The 15,525-nt window shown below is 32.8% G+C and carries 16 protein-coding genes and 1 tRNA gene; 7 read left to right on the top strand and 10 right to left on the bottom strand.

From position 1 onward, the window contains the following. Window positions 1–59: 59 nt before the first annotated feature. The 7 genes from H0I26_RS07550 to H0I26_RS07520 all read right to left on the bottom strand — a co-directional run bounded on the left by H0I26_RS07550 (window position 60) and on the right by H0I26_RS07520 (window position 7,542). Entirely contained in the window at window positions 60–1,223 is a 1,164-nt protein-coding gene (locus H0I26_RS07550) for a sigma-54-dependent transcriptional regulator (RefSeq protein ID WP_218701676.1), read from the bottom strand. Beyond that, window positions 1,223–2,107, bottom strand: coding sequence for a DUF6268 family outer membrane beta-barrel protein (locus tag H0I26_RS07545; RefSeq protein WP_218701675.1), 885 nt, complete (start codon window positions 2,105–2,107; stop codon window positions 1,223–1,225). Before H0I26_RS07545 ends, H0I26_RS07550 begins: the two co-directional genes overlap by 1 nt. Window positions 2,108–2,119: 12 nt before the next feature. Beyond that, the gene (locus tag H0I26_RS07540; RefSeq protein WP_218701674.1) at window positions 2,120–3,070 is read right to left on the bottom strand and encodes a mechanosensitive ion channel family protein; all 951 of its coding nucleotides are present in this window, start codon (window positions 3,068–3,070) and stop codon (window positions 2,120–2,122) included. Window positions 3,071–3,082: 12 nt separating this feature from the next. Continuing rightward, window positions 3,083–4,396 carry an ABC transporter permease gene (locus tag H0I26_RS07535; RefSeq protein WP_218701673.1) on the bottom strand — a complete coding sequence of 438 codons (1,314 nt, stop codon included), beginning with the start codon at window positions 4,394–4,396 and terminating at the stop codon, window positions 3,083–3,085. A 2-nt stretch (window positions 4,397–4,398) separates the two neighbouring features. Beyond that, window positions 4,399–5,322 (bottom strand): ABC transporter ATP-binding protein, encoded by a 924-nt coding sequence (locus tag H0I26_RS07530; RefSeq protein WP_218701672.1) that lies wholly within the window; start codon window positions 5,320–5,322, stop codon window positions 4,399–4,401. 524 nt (window positions 5,323–5,846) lie between these two features. Next, window positions 5,847–6,977, bottom strand: a complete 1,131-nt coding sequence (gene dnaJ / locus H0I26_RS07525; RefSeq protein WP_218701671.1) for a molecular chaperone DnaJ — start codon at window positions 6,975–6,977, stop codon at window positions 5,847–5,849. A 7-nt stretch (window positions 6,978–6,984) separates the two neighbouring features. Continuing rightward, on the bottom strand, window positions 6,985–7,542 hold the full coding sequence (locus tag H0I26_RS07520) for a nucleotide exchange factor GrpE (RefSeq protein WP_101017512.1): 558 nt from the start codon (window positions 7,540–7,542) through the stop codon (window positions 6,985–6,987). 167 nt (window positions 7,543–7,709) lie between these two features. Here H0I26_RS07520 and H0I26_RS07515 point away from each other — a divergent pair, with 167 nt between their 5' ends. Beyond that, window positions 7,710–8,357 carry a YceI family protein gene (locus tag H0I26_RS07515; RefSeq protein WP_218701670.1) on the top strand — a complete coding sequence of 216 codons (648 nt, stop codon included), beginning with the start codon at window positions 7,710–7,712 and terminating at the stop codon, window positions 8,355–8,357. Window positions 8,358–8,430: 73 nt separating this feature from the next. On the opposite strand, the gene H0I26_RS07510 is transcribed toward H0I26_RS07515, so the two are convergent. After that, the gene (locus tag H0I26_RS07510) at window positions 8,431–8,742 is read right to left on the bottom strand and encodes a winged helix-turn-helix transcriptional regulator (RefSeq protein ID WP_218701669.1); all 312 of its coding nucleotides are present in this window, start codon (window positions 8,740–8,742) and stop codon (window positions 8,431–8,433) included. Window positions 8,743–8,862: 120 nt separating this feature from the next. Between H0I26_RS07510 and H0I26_RS07505 the strand changes: the two genes are divergently transcribed. After that, window positions 8,863–9,375 carry a VOC family protein gene (locus H0I26_RS07505; RefSeq protein WP_218701668.1) on the top strand — a complete coding sequence of 171 codons (513 nt, stop codon included), beginning with the start codon at window positions 8,863–8,865 and terminating at the stop codon, window positions 9,373–9,375. 95 nt (window positions 9,376–9,470) lie between these two features. On the opposite strand, the gene H0I26_RS07500 is transcribed toward H0I26_RS07505, so the two are convergent. Further along, on the bottom strand, window positions 9,471–10,136 hold the full coding sequence (locus tag H0I26_RS07500; protein ID WP_218701667.1) for a M15 family metallopeptidase: 666 nt from the start codon (window positions 10,134–10,136) through the stop codon (window positions 9,471–9,473). A gap of 44 nt (window positions 10,137–10,180) precedes the next feature. On the opposite strand from H0I26_RS07500, the gene H0I26_RS07495 reads away from it, so the two are divergent. The 5 genes from H0I26_RS07495 to H0I26_RS07475 all read left to right on the top strand — a co-directional run bounded on the left by H0I26_RS07495 (window position 10,181) and on the right by H0I26_RS07475 (window position 15,327). After that, window positions 10,181–10,540: a hypothetical protein gene (locus H0I26_RS07495; protein ID WP_218701666.1), complete on the top strand. Its 360-nt coding sequence runs from the start codon at window positions 10,181–10,183 to the stop codon at window positions 10,538–10,540. 3 nt (window positions 10,541–10,543) lie between these two features. After that, window positions 10,544–11,137 (top strand): alpha-ketoglutarate-dependent dioxygenase AlkB family protein, encoded by a 594-nt coding sequence (locus H0I26_RS07490; RefSeq protein WP_218701665.1) that lies wholly within the window; start codon window positions 10,544–10,546, stop codon window positions 11,135–11,137. A gap of 389 nt (window positions 11,138–11,526) precedes the next feature. Next, the gene (locus tag H0I26_RS07485) at window positions 11,527–12,453 is read left to right on the top strand and encodes an alpha/beta hydrolase (RefSeq protein WP_218701664.1); all 927 of its coding nucleotides are present in this window, start codon (window positions 11,527–11,529) and stop codon (window positions 12,451–12,453) included. Window positions 12,454–13,269: 816 nt separating this feature from the next. Beyond that, window positions 13,270–14,577, top strand: a complete 1,308-nt coding sequence (locus H0I26_RS07480) for a DUF819 domain-containing protein (RefSeq protein WP_218701663.1) — start codon at window positions 13,270–13,272, stop codon at window positions 14,575–14,577. Between the two features lie 51 nt (window positions 14,578–14,628). After that, a complete protein-coding gene (locus H0I26_RS07475; RefSeq protein ID WP_218701662.1) occupies window positions 14,629–15,327 on the top strand; it encodes a DUF4369 domain-containing protein in 699 nt (232 codons plus the stop codon). Window positions 15,328–15,432: 105 nt separating this feature from the next. On the opposite strand, the gene H0I26_RS07470 is transcribed toward H0I26_RS07475, so the two are convergent. Then, window positions 15,433–15,509 (bottom strand) — tRNA-Thr (locus tag H0I26_RS07470). Between the last annotated feature and the right edge of the window lie 16 nt (window positions 15,510–15,525).

Here is a 15,525-nt window from a genome sequence, read left to right as displayed (position 1 = left end):
AAAGCCTCAATAAATATTGAGGCTTTTTTATTACTATAAATGTATTTTACGTTTTACAATTATTTACTCGCAAATAATTTAACGTCTTGCTCGCTAACTTCCGCTGCTCCTAAAATGATTAATCGTTCTACAACATTACGAAGCTCTCTAATATTACCTGTCCAGTCATAATCTTGCAATAATTTTATGGCTTTAGCTGAAAACACTTTGTGTATTGTCCCTTGCTCTTCTGCTATTTTTGCAGAAAAATGATTTATTAGTAACGGAATATCGTCACGTCTATCATTTAATGCTGGTACTTTAACCAATATAACAGCTAACCTGTGGTATAAATCCTCTCGGAAATTACCTTCCGCAATTTCCTTTTTTAAGTTTTTATTAGTTGCTGCAACAATACGCACGTCTACTTTTATATCCTTATCACTACCCACACGTTGTATACGACTTTCTTGTAACGCTCGTAATACTTTTGCTTGTGCTGATAGACTCATATCCCCAATTTCGTCTAGGAAAATGGTTCCTCCATTGGCTGCTTCAAACTTACCTGCTCTATCTTTAGCTGCACTTGTAAAAGCCCCTTTGACGTGCCCAAACAATTCACTTTCGATTAACTCTGATGGTATAGCCGCACAATTAACTTCTATCATCGGTCCTTTTGATCTTGTACTTTTTTCGTGCAACCAATGCGCCACTAATTCCTTTCCTGTCCCATTTGGTCCCGTAATTAAAACTCTAGCGTCGGTAGGTGCCACTTTATCTATAATACCCTTAATTTGAGCAATAGCATCGCTATCTCCAATCATTTCGTATTTTTTGCTAACCTTCTTTTTAAGAATTTTATTTTCTACAACTAATTCTTTTCGATCTAAAGCATTACGTACTGTATTTAATAAACGGTTTAAATCTGGCGGCTTTGAGATATAATCAAAAGCCCCTAAACGCATCGTGTTTACAGCTGTATCTAAATCCCCATGACCAGAGATCATCACCATTGGTATTTCTGGTTTTATTTTTTTGACTGCTTCCAAAACCTCAACACCATCCATTTTTGGCATTTTAATATCGCACAAAATTAAATCGTAATCTTCTTTTCTTACTTTATTTAAACCAACTAGTCCGTCTTCTGCTTCTTCGACTTGATACGTATCGTTTTCTTCCGATAGAATTTTTATTAATACTCTTCTAATCGCTGCTTCGTCTTCTATTACTAATATTTTTGGCATTATATTTTAAATTTAATTCCTGTTCTTAAATAAAACGTATTGACATTATCCAACTTAAATACGTCTTCTCGATTCTCGTCTCTCAATCTATTATTCATACTTAAACTATAGCCTGTGTAAGCATACCAGACTAAATGGTCTGTAAAACAATACTCATACCCAACACCTGCCAATATTATAGATAACGATACGCTATCTGCCTCTTTTCCATCAATAGAAAAACGTTCCTGTGTGTTAGCAAAATACCCATCAATACCAACAAAGGTTTGAATAATATTTTGTTCGTTTATAAAATACTTCAAGTTCGTTTTAGGCACACCTAAATTATAGGACCACTTTTCATTTACACGACGATAATAACTCACAAACGGCAATGGCAGTGGGATACCCGTCGTACTATTATAGGTTAGTCCTAAAATTAAACGATAAGGTTTTTTTATACTCTTATCCTTCGTTTTATCATGTATAGCATAAACCCCTCCGTTTAAAAACAAATCGTCTCCGCTAATCTTATGTCTTAATGTAGACGCTAATCTTGGCGTTATTTTAGCTCCTAATCGCCAATTTTCAGACACTTTAAAAGTATAGCCTAAATTAAAATCCAAAATATGTAAACGTCTTAAATTAGACGTTGGAAAAGGGTAACGATCTTCTAAATTTAGTGTAATTCGACTATAATCGCCCCCAATAAGCAAATAACTATCTTCTTTAATTTTGATTGGATAATTTAATGCAAAACGAAAACGATCAAAACTGTCTTCCGAATTGTTTTTTGGTATGTAAGAATATTCTAAACGCGCTAAATCTGTTAGCTGCGCGTTAGCACTATACACCCCACTAAATAGTAGTATGACAAGTAGGACTAATTTAAAATGTTTCTGCATAAACGTTATTAATTATCTGATTGTAATTTTTTCTTTTTGAGTCGAGTCTTGAATAATATGTATATCTCTTTGTGGAAAAGGGATTGAAATATTATTTTCTCTGAATAGTTTGTCTATTGCAAACCTAATTTCACTTTTAGGTATTCTTGAATTAAAACTATCTTCTATGGTAAAAGCGACTCTAAAGTTTAAAGAACTGTCTCCAAAGTCTGTAAATAAAACAGCGGGTGCTGGTTGTTTAAATACAAGTTTACAAGACCTAGCAGCTTCAAGCAATAGCTTTTTAACCAAGTTAACATCACTACCATAAGCTACACCTACATCTACACTTTCTCTAGTTGTAGAACCATTTTGAGTCCAATTATATAAACTATTAGTTAAATACAAATGATTAGGTATCACCAATACTTTATTATCAATTGTTACTGCTCTTGTCGTTCGTAGTTTAATTTCTTCCACACGACCAACTTTACCATCGATCTCAATAATATCCCCCACATGTACTGATTGATCTATTAGTATAAAAACACCTGAGATAATATCTTGAAATAAAGTTTGCAAAGCTAAACCAACACCAATTAATAAAGCTGCGGAAGCTGCAAAAACAGCTGTAATATCAATCCCTAAAGAATCTATTACAACCATAAAAACGATGGCATAAATAATCCAACGTGCGAATGAAAAAACGGTTACAAACTTAGCTTTATCATCATCGGATAATTTATGAGTGACTAGATTTCTTACCCAACGTAGTATATATGTTGTTAACATAAGAACTAAAATGACAAGTAATAGATTTTTTACTTTTAAAACACCCGTAATATTTTCCTGAGCATTTGTAAACGTATAGATCTTAAAATTTAAAAATTCCACGAGTTTTTCCCACATGGAACTATCAACAATAGCATCACTTACTTTCTCAACACTCTCTCCTATTTTACTAGAAACCTTACCGTCTTGCATTTTATTTCATTATTAGTATCTAATCCATTTTAACAACTCCTTATAAGTCGGTTTTTTACCATACATTAAAATACCAACTCTATATATTTTTGCTGCAAACCAAACGGTTCCCATAAATGTAGCAACTAAAATCAATAATGACACAACTTGTTGCCAAATTGGCACACCAAACGGAATCCTCATTAACATAACGACAGGAGATGTAAACGGTATAAACGAAAATATAGTACTTACTGTCCCATGCGGATCTTCAATAACAGTAAACATTCCTACATAAACTGCCAATATTAATGGCATTAATATTGGCAACATAAATTGCTGCGTATCCGTTTCATTATCTACAGCAGCTCCAATTGCAGCATATAATGAACTGTATAATAAGTATCCACTAATAAAAAATAGTAAAAAAGCAATAACCAAATTAGCTAAAGGTAAATTATAAAAGGCTGTAAATAACCCTTGCATCTTCATACCTGCGTCCGGGTTATCCAATGCTTGCATCATTAATTCCTGTTGTGGTGTTTGCGCTTGTGCGAAGTCGATACCAAAAACAGCAGAAACCACTGTCAATAATACGCCACCAAGAATAATCCATATTACAAATTGCGTAATACCCGCTAAAGATGTTCCTATAATTTTACCTAACATTAATTGTATTGGTTTAACTGAAGATATGATAACCTCAATAATCCGGCTCGTTTTTTCTTCAATAACACTACGCATAATCATATTACCATAAATAATAATAAACATGAATAACAAGTAACCGGCAGCACCACCAAACGCCAATTTAACAACACTATCAATCTTAGATGATTTTACCCCTGAAAAATTTTCTTGAGCAATATCTATTGTAATCTTAGACGCTTCAATAATGTCAATATCAATTCCCTTTTGAGCCATGTTACGATTGGTCAACTCTTTTTCAATTTTATCTTCTAAAGAAGAAATTACAGATATTGATGGTGATTCTTCAGAATAAAATTGGATGCTATTAGATACATCATCAAAATGTTCTATTTTATTAACATGAAGCAGCCCATAATCGCCTTGCTCTTCAACTATTATTTTTGCATTATCAAGTGTTCCCCCTGTCAATACATTATATTTTGTATTTTCTGTATCCGTAAATGCTTCTGTTAAATAACCAGACTCATCCAAAACAGAAATAGTACGTTTCTTATTATTATTCATTTGTGACAAATACATCACAACTGTAATTAGCGCAATCATTATTAATGGACTAAGAATAGTCATTATTAAAAATGATTTGTTTCTAACTTTTGTTAAATACTCGCGTTGTATGATAAGTGAAAGATGATTCATAATTAGTTATTCTTTACTGTTTGAATAAAAATATCGTTTGCACTAGGAATGACTTCTACAAAATGAGAGACTTGTCCTTGACTAGTAAGATAGTTTAATAAATCGTTAGCGGTTTCATTTTCTGACAACTTTACATTCAGTTTTAAATCGTCTCCAAGTGTTTTAAACTCTGCAGGTGTTACGCTAAATTTATTAGTTAATTCCTGTTCCAAATTACTATTATTTGGATTAATACCAATCTGAAAGGTATTGGTTTTATATTGGCGTTTAATATCCATTAAATTACCATCTAAGACTTTATTAGATTTATGGATTAAGGCAATATGATCACACAATTCTTCCACAGACTCCATGCGATGTGTAGAAAATATAACGGTTGCTCCCTCGTCACGTAATCTTAATATCTCATCTTTGATTAAGTTAGCATTAATAGGGTCAAAACCCGAAAAAGGCTCATCAAAAATCAACAATTTAGGTTCATGTAAGACAGTCACTACAAATTGTATCTTCTGAGCCATCCCTTTAGATAGTTCTTGTATTTTTTTATTCCACCAATCTCCAATTTCAAGACGCTCAAACCACATTTTAAGTCGTTTTTTAGCCTCTGCTTTATCCATCCCTTTTAATTGTGCCAAATATAGTGCTTGCTCTCCCACTTTCATAGATTTATACAATCCACGCTCTTCTGGTAAGTATCCAATATCTCTTATATGATGATTTTTAAGAGGCTCTCCGTCCAATAGCACATGACCAGTATCTGGCATTGTTATTTGGTTAATCACTCTAATTAAGGTTGTTTTCCCTGCTCCATTTGGTCCTAATAAACCAAAAATACTGCCTTTAGGTACAGTTATAGACACATTATTAAGTGCAGTAAAGTTTCCAAAATTTTTAGATACTTGATGCACCTCTAAAAGGTTGCTCATAGATTTTATAATTGATTAGCATAGCTACTTATAGCACGCGTTGTAAATATAGAAAATGTTAAAAGAGTAACGTAATAGATTTACTTATTTTTAACTAGGTGTGATCAATTTTATTATTACGCTTTACGCTTTGAGAGGACTATATCAGGGATATTACCTTGTCTATAACTAGCATCCGAAAATTAGAGAAAATATTTAATAGAAAATTAAAGGTCAATCCGTTATCATCTTACACTGCAACCTGCGTTGGGATTAATTCGACGAGTTCTCTTTTGTTGGCGCAATGCACTACATAAATAAAAATCTCATTAAAAACAAAACCCACCCTTTAAATAAATAAAGGATGGGAAAAAATTGCTATGAAAAAGAAAAATTACCACTAGCTAAGCTAGCGATAAACCAAATATAATATTTTTTCTTAAACTAAGATGTTAAATGATTTAAATAGTTAAACAAAAAACAAGAAAATCCGTTAATTATAACGGATTTTCTTACTAAATAAACACTTTATAGATTTGTTTCAATTAAGAAAACATGTCTTTTACTTTTTCGAAAAAGGACTTATCACTACGTTCTGGCTTAGGAACAAAATGTTCATCTTCTCGCATACTTTCAAAGAAATCTTTTTGCTTTTTGTTTAACGTTTTTGGTGTCCAAACATTAACATGTACTAATAAATCTCCTTTTCCGTAACCGTTTATACTAGGAATCCCTTTTCCGCGTAAGCGTAATATTTTTCCTGACTGCATTCCTGCTTCAATTTTAATACGCACTTTTCCAGTTACCGTATCTATTTCTTTAGAGTTACCTAAAATAGCATCTGGCAAGCTAACGTATAAATCGTAATGTAAATTATCACCTTCACGTTGTAAAGACTCGTGTGCTTCTTCTTCTATTGCAACTAATAAATCTCCAGAAACACCATTTCCTGGTGCCTCATTACCTTTTCCAGATACTTTAAGTTGCATACCATCTACTACACCTGCCGGAATATTTACAGGAATCGTTTCCTCCTTAGCAATCATCCCTTGCGCATCTGCTTCGCTTGGTTTTTTATCTATAGTTTGTCCAGCACCACTACACGTTGGACAAGGTGATGCTGTTTGCATACGTCCCAAAATAGTATTGGTCACTCTAGTAACTTGACCAGCACCATTACAAGTGCTACAAGTTTTGTAAGTTGTACCAGGCGCTTGAACTTTACGTTTTACTTTAATTTTCTTTTCAACACCATTAGCAATCTCCTCCAATGTTAACTTTAAACGAACACGAAGGTTACTCCCTTTAACACGACGTTGTTGTTGTCCTCCAAAGCCAGAGAATCCTCCTCCTCCTCCGAAGCCTCCGCCTCCAAAGATATCTCCAAACTGACTAAATATGTCATCCATATTCATGCCGCCACCATTGAAGCCACCGCCACCGCCGCCACCTTCAAATGCTTGGTGTCCATATTGGTCGTAACGTGCTTTTTTATTTTCGTCGCTTAATATCTCATAAGCTTCTGCTGCCTCCTTAAATTTAGATTCAGCATCCTTATCATCCGGATTTTTATCTGGATGAAACTCGATTGCCTTTTTACGGTATCCTTTTTTAATTTCGACTTGAGTTGCCGACTTACTTATACCTAATATTTCGTAGAAATCTCTTTTAGCCATGCTTATATTATTGTCCTATAATTACTTTAGGAAAACGTATAACTGTCTCACCTAGTTTATATCCTTTTTCTATAACGTCAATAATTTTACCTTTTAGATCATCAGTAGGTGCTGGGATTTGCGTTATTGCCTCATGGTGATCTGCATTAAACACATCTCCTTTTCTAACCTCTATTGTTGCCAATCCTTTTTGTTGTAAAGCATTTAATAGTTTGTTATAAATTAACAAGACTCCTTTACGTAACTCCTCTGCTTCTTTGTCATCATCGATATGCAATAAGGCGCGTTCAAAATCATCTAAAATAGGTAACATTGAAACCATTACATCCTTACTAGCTGTCTGAAACAACTCAACACGTTCTTTTGATGTACGTTTTTTGTAGTTTTCAAACTCTGCAAAAAGGCGTAAAAACTTATCCTTTTCTTGCTGTAAGTCTGATTTTAATTGCTCTTCTGGAGATAATTGTTCTACAACTTCTTCTTGCGTTGTATCTGTATCTACTTGAGTTGAAGTTGCATTTACTCCCTCTTCTATGTCTGTTTCTTTTTTACTTTTCTTGCTCATTGTTGTACTTAATTTAAAATACTGTAATAGAGATGGCAAAAGTATTGCCATTACTATAAATAGTGCCAAAATGTCATTATTTATTTTAACAATTATTTAATTAGTTTCCATGGAAGATTATTTATATATTTGCACAATAAATCACTAAAGACTAAAAAACGTATATCATGAAAAAAATTGTATTAAATCTTTTTGCTGTAGCCATAGTAGGAGTAACTCTTGTTGGTTGCAAAAGCGATGTTAAAGAAGCAAAAACTGGAGCTGTTGAAACTGTTATTGAAAACAATGAGGCTGCTAAATATAAAGCAGACCCAGCAAACTCTATGATTATCTGGAAAGCTAACAAAATTGTTGGTGGACATGAAGGAACCATAAACGTATCTAATGGTGTTGTTAAATTTGAAGGCGACAAACTAGTCGGTGGAAGTTTTATGTTTGATATCAACACTATCAAGTGTACAGATATTCCTGCTGACGATGAAGCTAACGGAAAATTAATTGGACATTTAAAAGGCGCTGACTTTTTTGATGCAGAACAATTTGCTACTGCTGCTTTTGAAATAACTAAGGTAGATGGTAAAAATGTAAGTGGTAACTTAACAATGAAAGGTATTAAAAAGAATATAACTTTTCCTGCAACTGTTGTTGTTACTGGTGATGACGTAACATTATCAAGTGATACTTTTTCTATTGACAGAACAGAATGGAATATTATGTATAATTCTGGAAAAGCTTTTGATGCTGCTGCATTAGGAGACAAGGTAATAAAAGATAATGTAGAAATAAAAATAATGGTTAAAGCTAAAAAGGCTTAAAATAATCTTATTAATTAAAAAAAAGCCACAACTTATATTGTGGCTTTTTTTTGTTGTTATAAAATTAGAAATACTACTTTAAATTATCATCAACTCCCCATTGATCTAAACTTCTTAAAATAGGCTCCAAAGAGCGTCCTCTAGCACTCAGTTTGTACTCTACTTTTGGCGGAACTACAGGATAAATTTTTCTAGTAATAAGACCATCTTTTTCTAGCTCTCTAACCGATTGTGTAAACATTTTATTTGAAATTCCTGTAATATGCTTCTGTAGTAGTCCTGAACGCAAGGCACCATTCAATAAGTGAAATAAAATAAGAGGCTTCCATTTAGTCCCAATCAAATTCATGGTATAATTAAGCGGACAGTAATTATTTTTGATCATTTTACGTGTATAAACATTTGATAATAAGCATTTAACTCTTTTAGTATAGTATATTACTTTTTAGTAAGTTATTGCCAATACTGCAAATATAAAATATCTTTGTACTCTAAAAAAAATAATATGACCACTAAAAAAAATTATCCAAAATCTTTTTCTCATATTGGGATTACGGTCCCTGATATAAACAAAGCTGTTCAATTCTATTCTGAAGTAATGGGATGGTATATTATTATGGAGCCTTCTAAAGTTAAAAAAGAAAAAGAAACTGCTATAGGCCAGATGTGCATTGATGTCTTTGGCGAAGATTGGAACACGTTTGAAATAGCACACTTAGCAACTTCCGACGGAATAGGTATTGAGTTATTTTCTTTTCCAAATGGCGTAAAAGCAGCCCCAGAATTTAATCCTTTTAATACCGGACTGTTTCACTTTTGCGTGCAAGATCCCAATATTGAAGACCTTATTGATAAAATTGTCTCTTATGGTGGTAAACAGAGAATGCCTATTAGGGAGTATTACCCAAAAGACAAACCTTTTAAAATGTGCTATGTAGAAGATCCCTTTGGAATTGTTTTCGAAATATACACTCATAGTTATGAGTTAACCTATTCCTCTGGTGCCTACACAAAATAAAGACTATATATATAAAAAAAAAGCCACAGCATCAGCTATGGCTTTTTTTTGTATTGAATTTTATCAGACTAAAACTAATAAACACGATGCCTTTACTACTCTATAGGAAAATCAAAATATTGATTTCTATAGGGCTCTCCTCTTAAAGTAAAATGCCACCACTCTTGCGCATAGTTTCTAAATCCATTAGCCAACATGACATGTTGTAATAATTGTCTATTAGATTGCTGCTTTTTAGTCAGTTTTTTATTGTCTACCCAAGATTCTGGGCCAAAAAAGTCGTATGGACTCCCCATATCCAGCGCTATTCCTGTTTCTAAATTAATGATTGTTAGATCTAAAGTACTCCCACTACTATGCCTAGATTTTGATGCGATATACCCTTGTTTAAACAGATTCCGTTTTTTAACGTTTGGATAAAACTGTTGTTTCTGTAACGTGTCATTAATTTGCTTTGCCCAACGTACAAAATGATTTACAGCACGTTGCGGTCTATAAGCATCGTAAATTTTAACACCTAAGCCTTGTTTTTTAAGTGTGTCCTGTATTTTCTTTAATGCTTTTGCTGCCAAATCAGTCATAATAACAACCTCTTTATTATAGCCATCTATTTGCTCTCCAACAAAATTATTATCATTACAGTACCTTAGCTCGACTGCTAAATCATCAATAATATCTTGTGCATATACAAAGCCATCACGTAATTGCGCAAGACAAGTGGTGGTAATAAATGTTAGTAAAAACGCTAAGCTAAACTTCATAAGATCTAAATTATGGGCTAAATTTATAAAATAAAAAACGAACTATGACTTATCCTTGGCATCTTTATATTATGTCAGCCCTATACGTGTTTTCTGGAATGATTCATTTTATACAACCTAAGATTTATTTACGTGTCATGCCTTTGTATTTACCCAACCATAAACTTTTAGTGCTATTAAGTGGTATTACGGAAGTTACCTTGGGTATTTCGCTGTGTATCCCTATATTAAAAAACGTTGCCATTTATTCTATAATAGTCATGCTTATCGTGTTTTTATTGGTTCATTATCACATGCTATCTAGCAAAAAAGCCTCCCTCGGCTTACCAATGTGGATTTTACTACTTCGTATTCCATTACAATTTATATTAGTGTATTGGGCATATTATTATTTAAAATTATAAGACATGTTATTCTCTGAAGAAATTAAACTGAACTTACCAGATGCTGAGATTAGTTATTTCCCTAAATTTTTCAATCTAGAAGAAGCTAATACGTACTTCGAGTTACTTCTAAATGACATTCCTTGGCAGCAAGATGACATTACAGTATTCGGGAAAACCTATGCACAACCAAGACTTACGGCACTATTTGGACATAGCGATAAACCTTATAGTTATTCAAATATTATCATGCATCCGCGCGGCTTTACTTCCGCTTTAAGCGACATAAAAAAGAAAATAGACGAGCAAGCAGAGACTATATTTACAACATGCCTCGCTAACTTATATCGAGATGGTCAAGATAGTAATGGATGGCATGCAGACAATGAAAAAACGTTAGGCACCAATCCCATTATAGCCTCTATAACCTTTGGAGGTCCACGATACTTTAATTTAAAACATAAAGATAACAAAGACTTAAAACACAAACTATTGTTGGAACACGGTAGTCTACTATTAATGAAAGGTACGACGCAGCATCATTGGTTACATCAAATTGCTAAAACAAGACAAGAGGTCAAGCCAAGAATAAATTTGACTTTCAGGATTATTAAATAATATTATATCGAAAATTTATATTTTCTTTTTTGAAACAGAAAAGCCAAGGTCCCTCAACCTTGGCTTTTTGCTATTTGTCATTTTTACATTAGGTTTTAAAAACTTAAATAATGCAAATATTAATTAATTAATCCATTGAACTAAAAAGTATGTAATTTCTAGTACGCTGCAAACATAAAACTTATTCCAATGATTCAGGTTAAAAAACAAAATAAATCGATGAAATACTATAAATTTTAACATTAACCGATAAAGGTGATATAAAAACGATTAATAACATTTACAAATAGAATACCATTCGGTTCTAAAAATCACAAATTAAATGTAAATTTGAGTAATTAAATTCCGTTTTGGCATTTTATTTGTCTCAATGGTCAAAACATCTAATTATGAAATTATATCCCTTACTCTTACTTGCTTTTCTATCTGCTAATGTCACAGGCCAGGACCTAAACTATTCTAGTCAAGACCTTGTAATAAACAGGTATATTAATGGGACATTGTTAATCCCTAATGTGGATGACGTCTCAAGTTTAGCTATAATCATTGGAGGATCAGGTCCTACAGATAAGGATGGTAACCAAAATTTTCAAAAAACCAATAATATCAAAAAATTAGCTGTAGGCTTAACTAATAGTAATATTACAACCTTCAGATTTGATAAGCGTATCGTGAAGCAAATACGAGAGAATAATGTTAACAATGCTATTATATTTGATGACTTTGTGTCTGATGCCAGTACTGTCATAGATTATTTTAAAAAACAAAACAAATACAAAAACATATACGTTATCGGTCATGATCAAGGCAGCTTAATAGGTATGTTAGCAGCTAAAGACAAAATTACTGGTTTTATATCGCTTGCTGGATCTGCTTTAAGTATTGACAATGTTATTTTAGAACAAGTTGAAAAAACGGCTCCTCAATTTTCTCCAGACACCAAACGTATTTTTAAAATTTTAAAAACTGGAAAAACAACCACTGATTATCCCGTAGCGTTATCATCTATTTTTAACATTGAGACACAGCGATTTATAATAAATTGGATGCAATATAGTCCAACTGCTATTTTAGGCACTCTGGAAATGCCTATTCTCATTATTAATGGGACTAAAGATTTACAAGTTAGCGAAGCCGAAGCTAAACTGTTAAAAGAAGCATCAGCCCAAGCTGAATTAAAAATTATAAAGGACATGAATCATGTCCTAGTCACAATTGAAGGTGACGATTTGGAAAACTCGAAGTCTTATAACGAGTCCCGAAGACCTCTAGCCAAAGGCCTATTAGAAAACATCATTTCTTTTATAAAAAAATAAGAGTGTTACATCACTTGTGATAAATAGAAAAAGCATCCTAAAAGGGATGCTTTTTCATAATAACCAACCAAAAATATGATAGTCACTACTCGTTTTGTTTAGGTAACCACACCTAAAGCAAAAGTCTATGTAAATAACTACTAACTAAATATTTACAATTGTCGTGCCAGTTTCATTTTTATAACGATTAGTACTGTTAATCATATATTAAAACTATTAAATAGAAAAAGCACTCTAAAAGAGTGCTTTTTCATACTAACCAACCAATGTAATTATTACTCGTTTCTGTTTAGGTAACCACACCTAGTATTAGAAAGTCTTCATATTTAATTACTTTATATAGATAGCAATTGTCGTGCCAATATCATTTTACTTTCATCAACAATTGTTAATAATTTACTAAAACCTGTTAAATAGAAAAAGCACCCTATAAAGGGTGCTTTTTCATACTAACCAACCAATGTAATTAATACTCGTTTCTGTTTAGGTAACCACACCTAGTATTAGAAAGTCTTCATACTTAATTACAGTACTAATACAACAATTGTCGTGCCAAATCCTAGTTACTAACACTAAGCCTTGTTAAATGTTTATTAAAATGATTAAATAGAAAAAGCACTCTAAAAAGAGTGCTTTTTCATACTAACCAACCAAAGTAATTATTACTCGTCTCTGTTTAGGTAACCACACCTAGTATTAGAAAGTCTTCATATTTAATTACACAACATATATTACAAATGCTGTGCCAAACTTTATTTTCAAACCATTAAATAACCATATTATTTGATTATTTTGCATTATCTATAAACGAATACTATGAGTGAACCACTATTTACAAATGACACCGTCGTCTTTGGTGTACTAATGCTTGCATTAGGATTAATTTTTTATACAGAATCCTTAAAAGGCGGTTTTTGGGAAAAATTTTATAAAATCGTACCAGGACTATTTATGGCTTATATGTTACCTGCTATATTGACTACCATAGGATTAATAGCTCCAGAGTGGACTTCCGCAAATGACACTGGAGATGTTATAACCCATAAAACTAATTTATACTTTGTCGCTAGTCGCTACCTTTTACCAGCAGCTTTAGTATTAATGACATTAAGCATAGATCTAAAAGCAGTATTTAATTTAGGTTGGAAAGCATTAATTATGTTTTTTACTGGAACCATAGGTATTGTTATTGGCGGTCCCATTGCTATTTTAATAATCTCGGCAATTTCTCCAGAAACTGTTGGAGGAGCAGGACCGGATGCTGTTTGGAGAGGCTTATCTACACTTGCAGGAAGCTGGATTGGTGGCGGTGCCAACCAAACCGCAATGTTAGAAATTTATGGCTATAACCAAGCTGAGTATGGTAAAATGGTCTTTGTTGATATTGTAGTAGCAAATGTATGGATGGCTATTTTATTAATTGGTATTGGAAAACGAGCTAAAATAAATAAATGGCTCAAAGCAGATACATCTTCCATAGAAGCTTTAAAAGAGAAAGTGTCATCTTTTACCGAAAGTGTTAAACGCAATCCTACGGTGACAGATTTAATGTTACTAGCTGCGATAGCCTTTGGATCTGTAAGTGCCGCGCATTACCTAGCAGACCATTTGGCACCTTACTTTGGTAAAGTTGTGTCAGGTATAGAATCTCAAACATTAAAAAACACCTTTACATTTTTAGATAGTACCTTTTTCTGGATGATCAGTATTGCCACCATAATAGCAATTATACTATCGTTTACAAAAGCAAAAAACTTTGAAGGTGCAGGCGCGAGTAAATTTGGAAGTGTTTTTATTTACATTCTGGTCGCAACGATAGGAATGAAAATTGATATTGCCTCAATATTTGACAACGTTGGTCTTATTGGTATAGGCTTTATATGGATGACCATTCATGCTATACTACTAATAATTGTTGCTAAATTAATAAGAGCGCCCTATTTCTTCTTGGCGGTAGGTAGTCAAGCTAATGTTGGTGGTGCAGCCTCTGCCCCTATTGTAGCTTCTGCTTTTCATCCTTCTTTAGCAACAGTAGGTGTATTATTAGCCGTATTTGGATATGCTGTAGGTACTTTAGCTGCCATTGGTTGCACTATTTTAATGCAATTAGCTGCTGGTGGTTAGTATTATTGTTTATTTTAATTGATATTTGCTAACGATAAAAACCGACTTTAAATGAAAAAAATTATTGCATTATTACTATTAGTTTCTATATTTTCATGTGGAAACGATACTGACAAGTTAACTGTACAAGGAACTGTAAAAGGTTTAAAAAAAGGAACTATTTACTTAAAAAAAGTACAAGACACCTTATTAGTAACTATGGATTCCATCAGTATTAATGGGACGTCTGAATTTAAATTACAATCTGACATAACTGAACCAGAGATGTTTTATTTGTATTTAAATAAAAACACTAAAGAAGATGACCGCATATCCTTTTTTGCGGACAAAGGTGTAACGGAAATTAATACTACTTTGAAAAACTTTTCATACGATGCTAAAATCAAAGGGTCAAAGCAACATGAAACTTTGGAAGAGTATCTTGCCATGATTGCTAAGTTTAATGATAAAAATTTAGACTTAACTAAGGAACTGTTTGAAGCCGCTAAAGCAAACGATAGTGTCAAGTTAAAACAAATAGAACTAGCCTTAAATAGCTTTACTAAAAGAAAGTATTTATATACTGCAAACTTTGCCGTTTCAAATAGTGATAGTGAGGTTGCGCCTTACTTAGCCCTTTCTGAGATATATGACGCTAACATTAAATACTTAGATACTATAAACACTGTTTTAACACCTAAGGTAAAAGCCTCAAAATATGGTAAACAATTAAATGACTATATCTTAGATATTAAAAAATCAGAACAATAGATTACATATTTACAGTTATAAAAAAAGCCATTTAAATTATTAAATGGCTTTTTTTATTTGGCTTTTTTAAACAAAAAAAAAGCTTCTCAAAATTGAGAAGCTTTTTGGAGCCGATGGAGGGACTCGAACCCACGACCTGCTGATTACAAATCAGCTGCTCTAGCCAGCTGAGCTACATCGGCAAAAGAGTTGGCAAAT

The organism is Olleya sp. HaHaR_3_96 (assembly GCF_019278545.1).
Lineage (GTDB): Bacteria > Bacteroidota > Bacteroidia > Flavobacteriales > Flavobacteriaceae > Olleya.
Note: the sequence above shows the minus strand (reverse complement) of the source record. Positions and strands in the feature narration are given on the sequence as shown.

What these genes read in the sequence shown, in the direction of transcription:
- H0I26_RS07550 (WP_218701676.1), bottom strand. Translation starts at nt 1,223, where the DNA reads ATGCCAAAAATATTAGTAATAGAAGACGAAGCAGCGATTAGAAGAGTA.
- H0I26_RS07545 (WP_218701675.1), bottom strand. Translation starts at nt 2,107, where the DNA reads ATGCAGAAACATTTTAAATTAGTCCTACTTGTCATACTACTATTTAGT.
- H0I26_RS07540 (WP_218701674.1), bottom strand. Translation starts at nt 3,070, where the DNA reads ATGCAAGACGGTAAGGTTTCTAGTAAAATAGGAGAGAGTGTTGAGAAA.
- H0I26_RS07535 (WP_218701673.1), bottom strand. Translation starts at nt 4,396, where the DNA reads ATGAATCATCTTTCACTTATCATACAACGCGAGTATTTAACAAAAGTT.
- H0I26_RS07530 (WP_218701672.1), bottom strand. Translation starts at nt 5,322, where the DNA reads ATGAGCAACCTTTTAGAGGTGCATCAAGTATCTAAAAATTTTGGAAAC.
- dnaJ (WP_218701671.1), bottom strand. Translation starts at nt 6,977, where the DNA reads ATGGCTAAAAGAGATTTCTACGAAATATTAGGTATAAGTAAGTCGGCA.
- H0I26_RS07520 (WP_101017512.1), bottom strand. Translation starts at nt 7,542, where the DNA reads ATGAGCAAGAAAAGTAAAAAAGAAACAGACATAGAAGAGGGAGTAAAT.
- H0I26_RS07515 (WP_218701670.1), top strand. Translation starts at nt 7,710, where the DNA reads ATGAAAAAAATTGTATTAAATCTTTTTGCTGTAGCCATAGTAGGAGTA.
- H0I26_RS07510 (WP_218701669.1), bottom strand. Translation starts at nt 8,742, where the DNA reads ATGATCAAAAATAATTACTGTCCGCTTAATTATACCATGAATTTGATT.
- H0I26_RS07505 (WP_218701668.1), top strand. Translation starts at nt 8,863, where the DNA reads ATGACCACTAAAAAAAATTATCCAAAATCTTTTTCTCATATTGGGATT.
- H0I26_RS07500 (WP_218701667.1), bottom strand. Translation starts at nt 10,136, where the DNA reads ATGAAGTTTAGCTTAGCGTTTTTACTAACATTTATTACCACCACTTGT.
- H0I26_RS07495 (WP_218701666.1), top strand. Translation starts at nt 10,181, where the DNA reads ATGACTTATCCTTGGCATCTTTATATTATGTCAGCCCTATACGTGTTT.
- H0I26_RS07490 (WP_218701665.1), top strand. Translation starts at nt 10,544, where the DNA reads ATGTTATTCTCTGAAGAAATTAAACTGAACTTACCAGATGCTGAGATT.
- H0I26_RS07485 (WP_218701664.1), top strand. Translation starts at nt 11,527, where the DNA reads ATGAAATTATATCCCTTACTCTTACTTGCTTTTCTATCTGCTAATGTC.
- H0I26_RS07480 (WP_218701663.1), top strand. Translation starts at nt 13,270, where the DNA reads ATGAGTGAACCACTATTTACAAATGACACCGTCGTCTTTGGTGTACTA.
- H0I26_RS07475 (WP_218701662.1), top strand. Translation starts at nt 14,629, where the DNA reads ATGAAAAAAATTATTGCATTATTACTATTAGTTTCTATATTTTCATGT.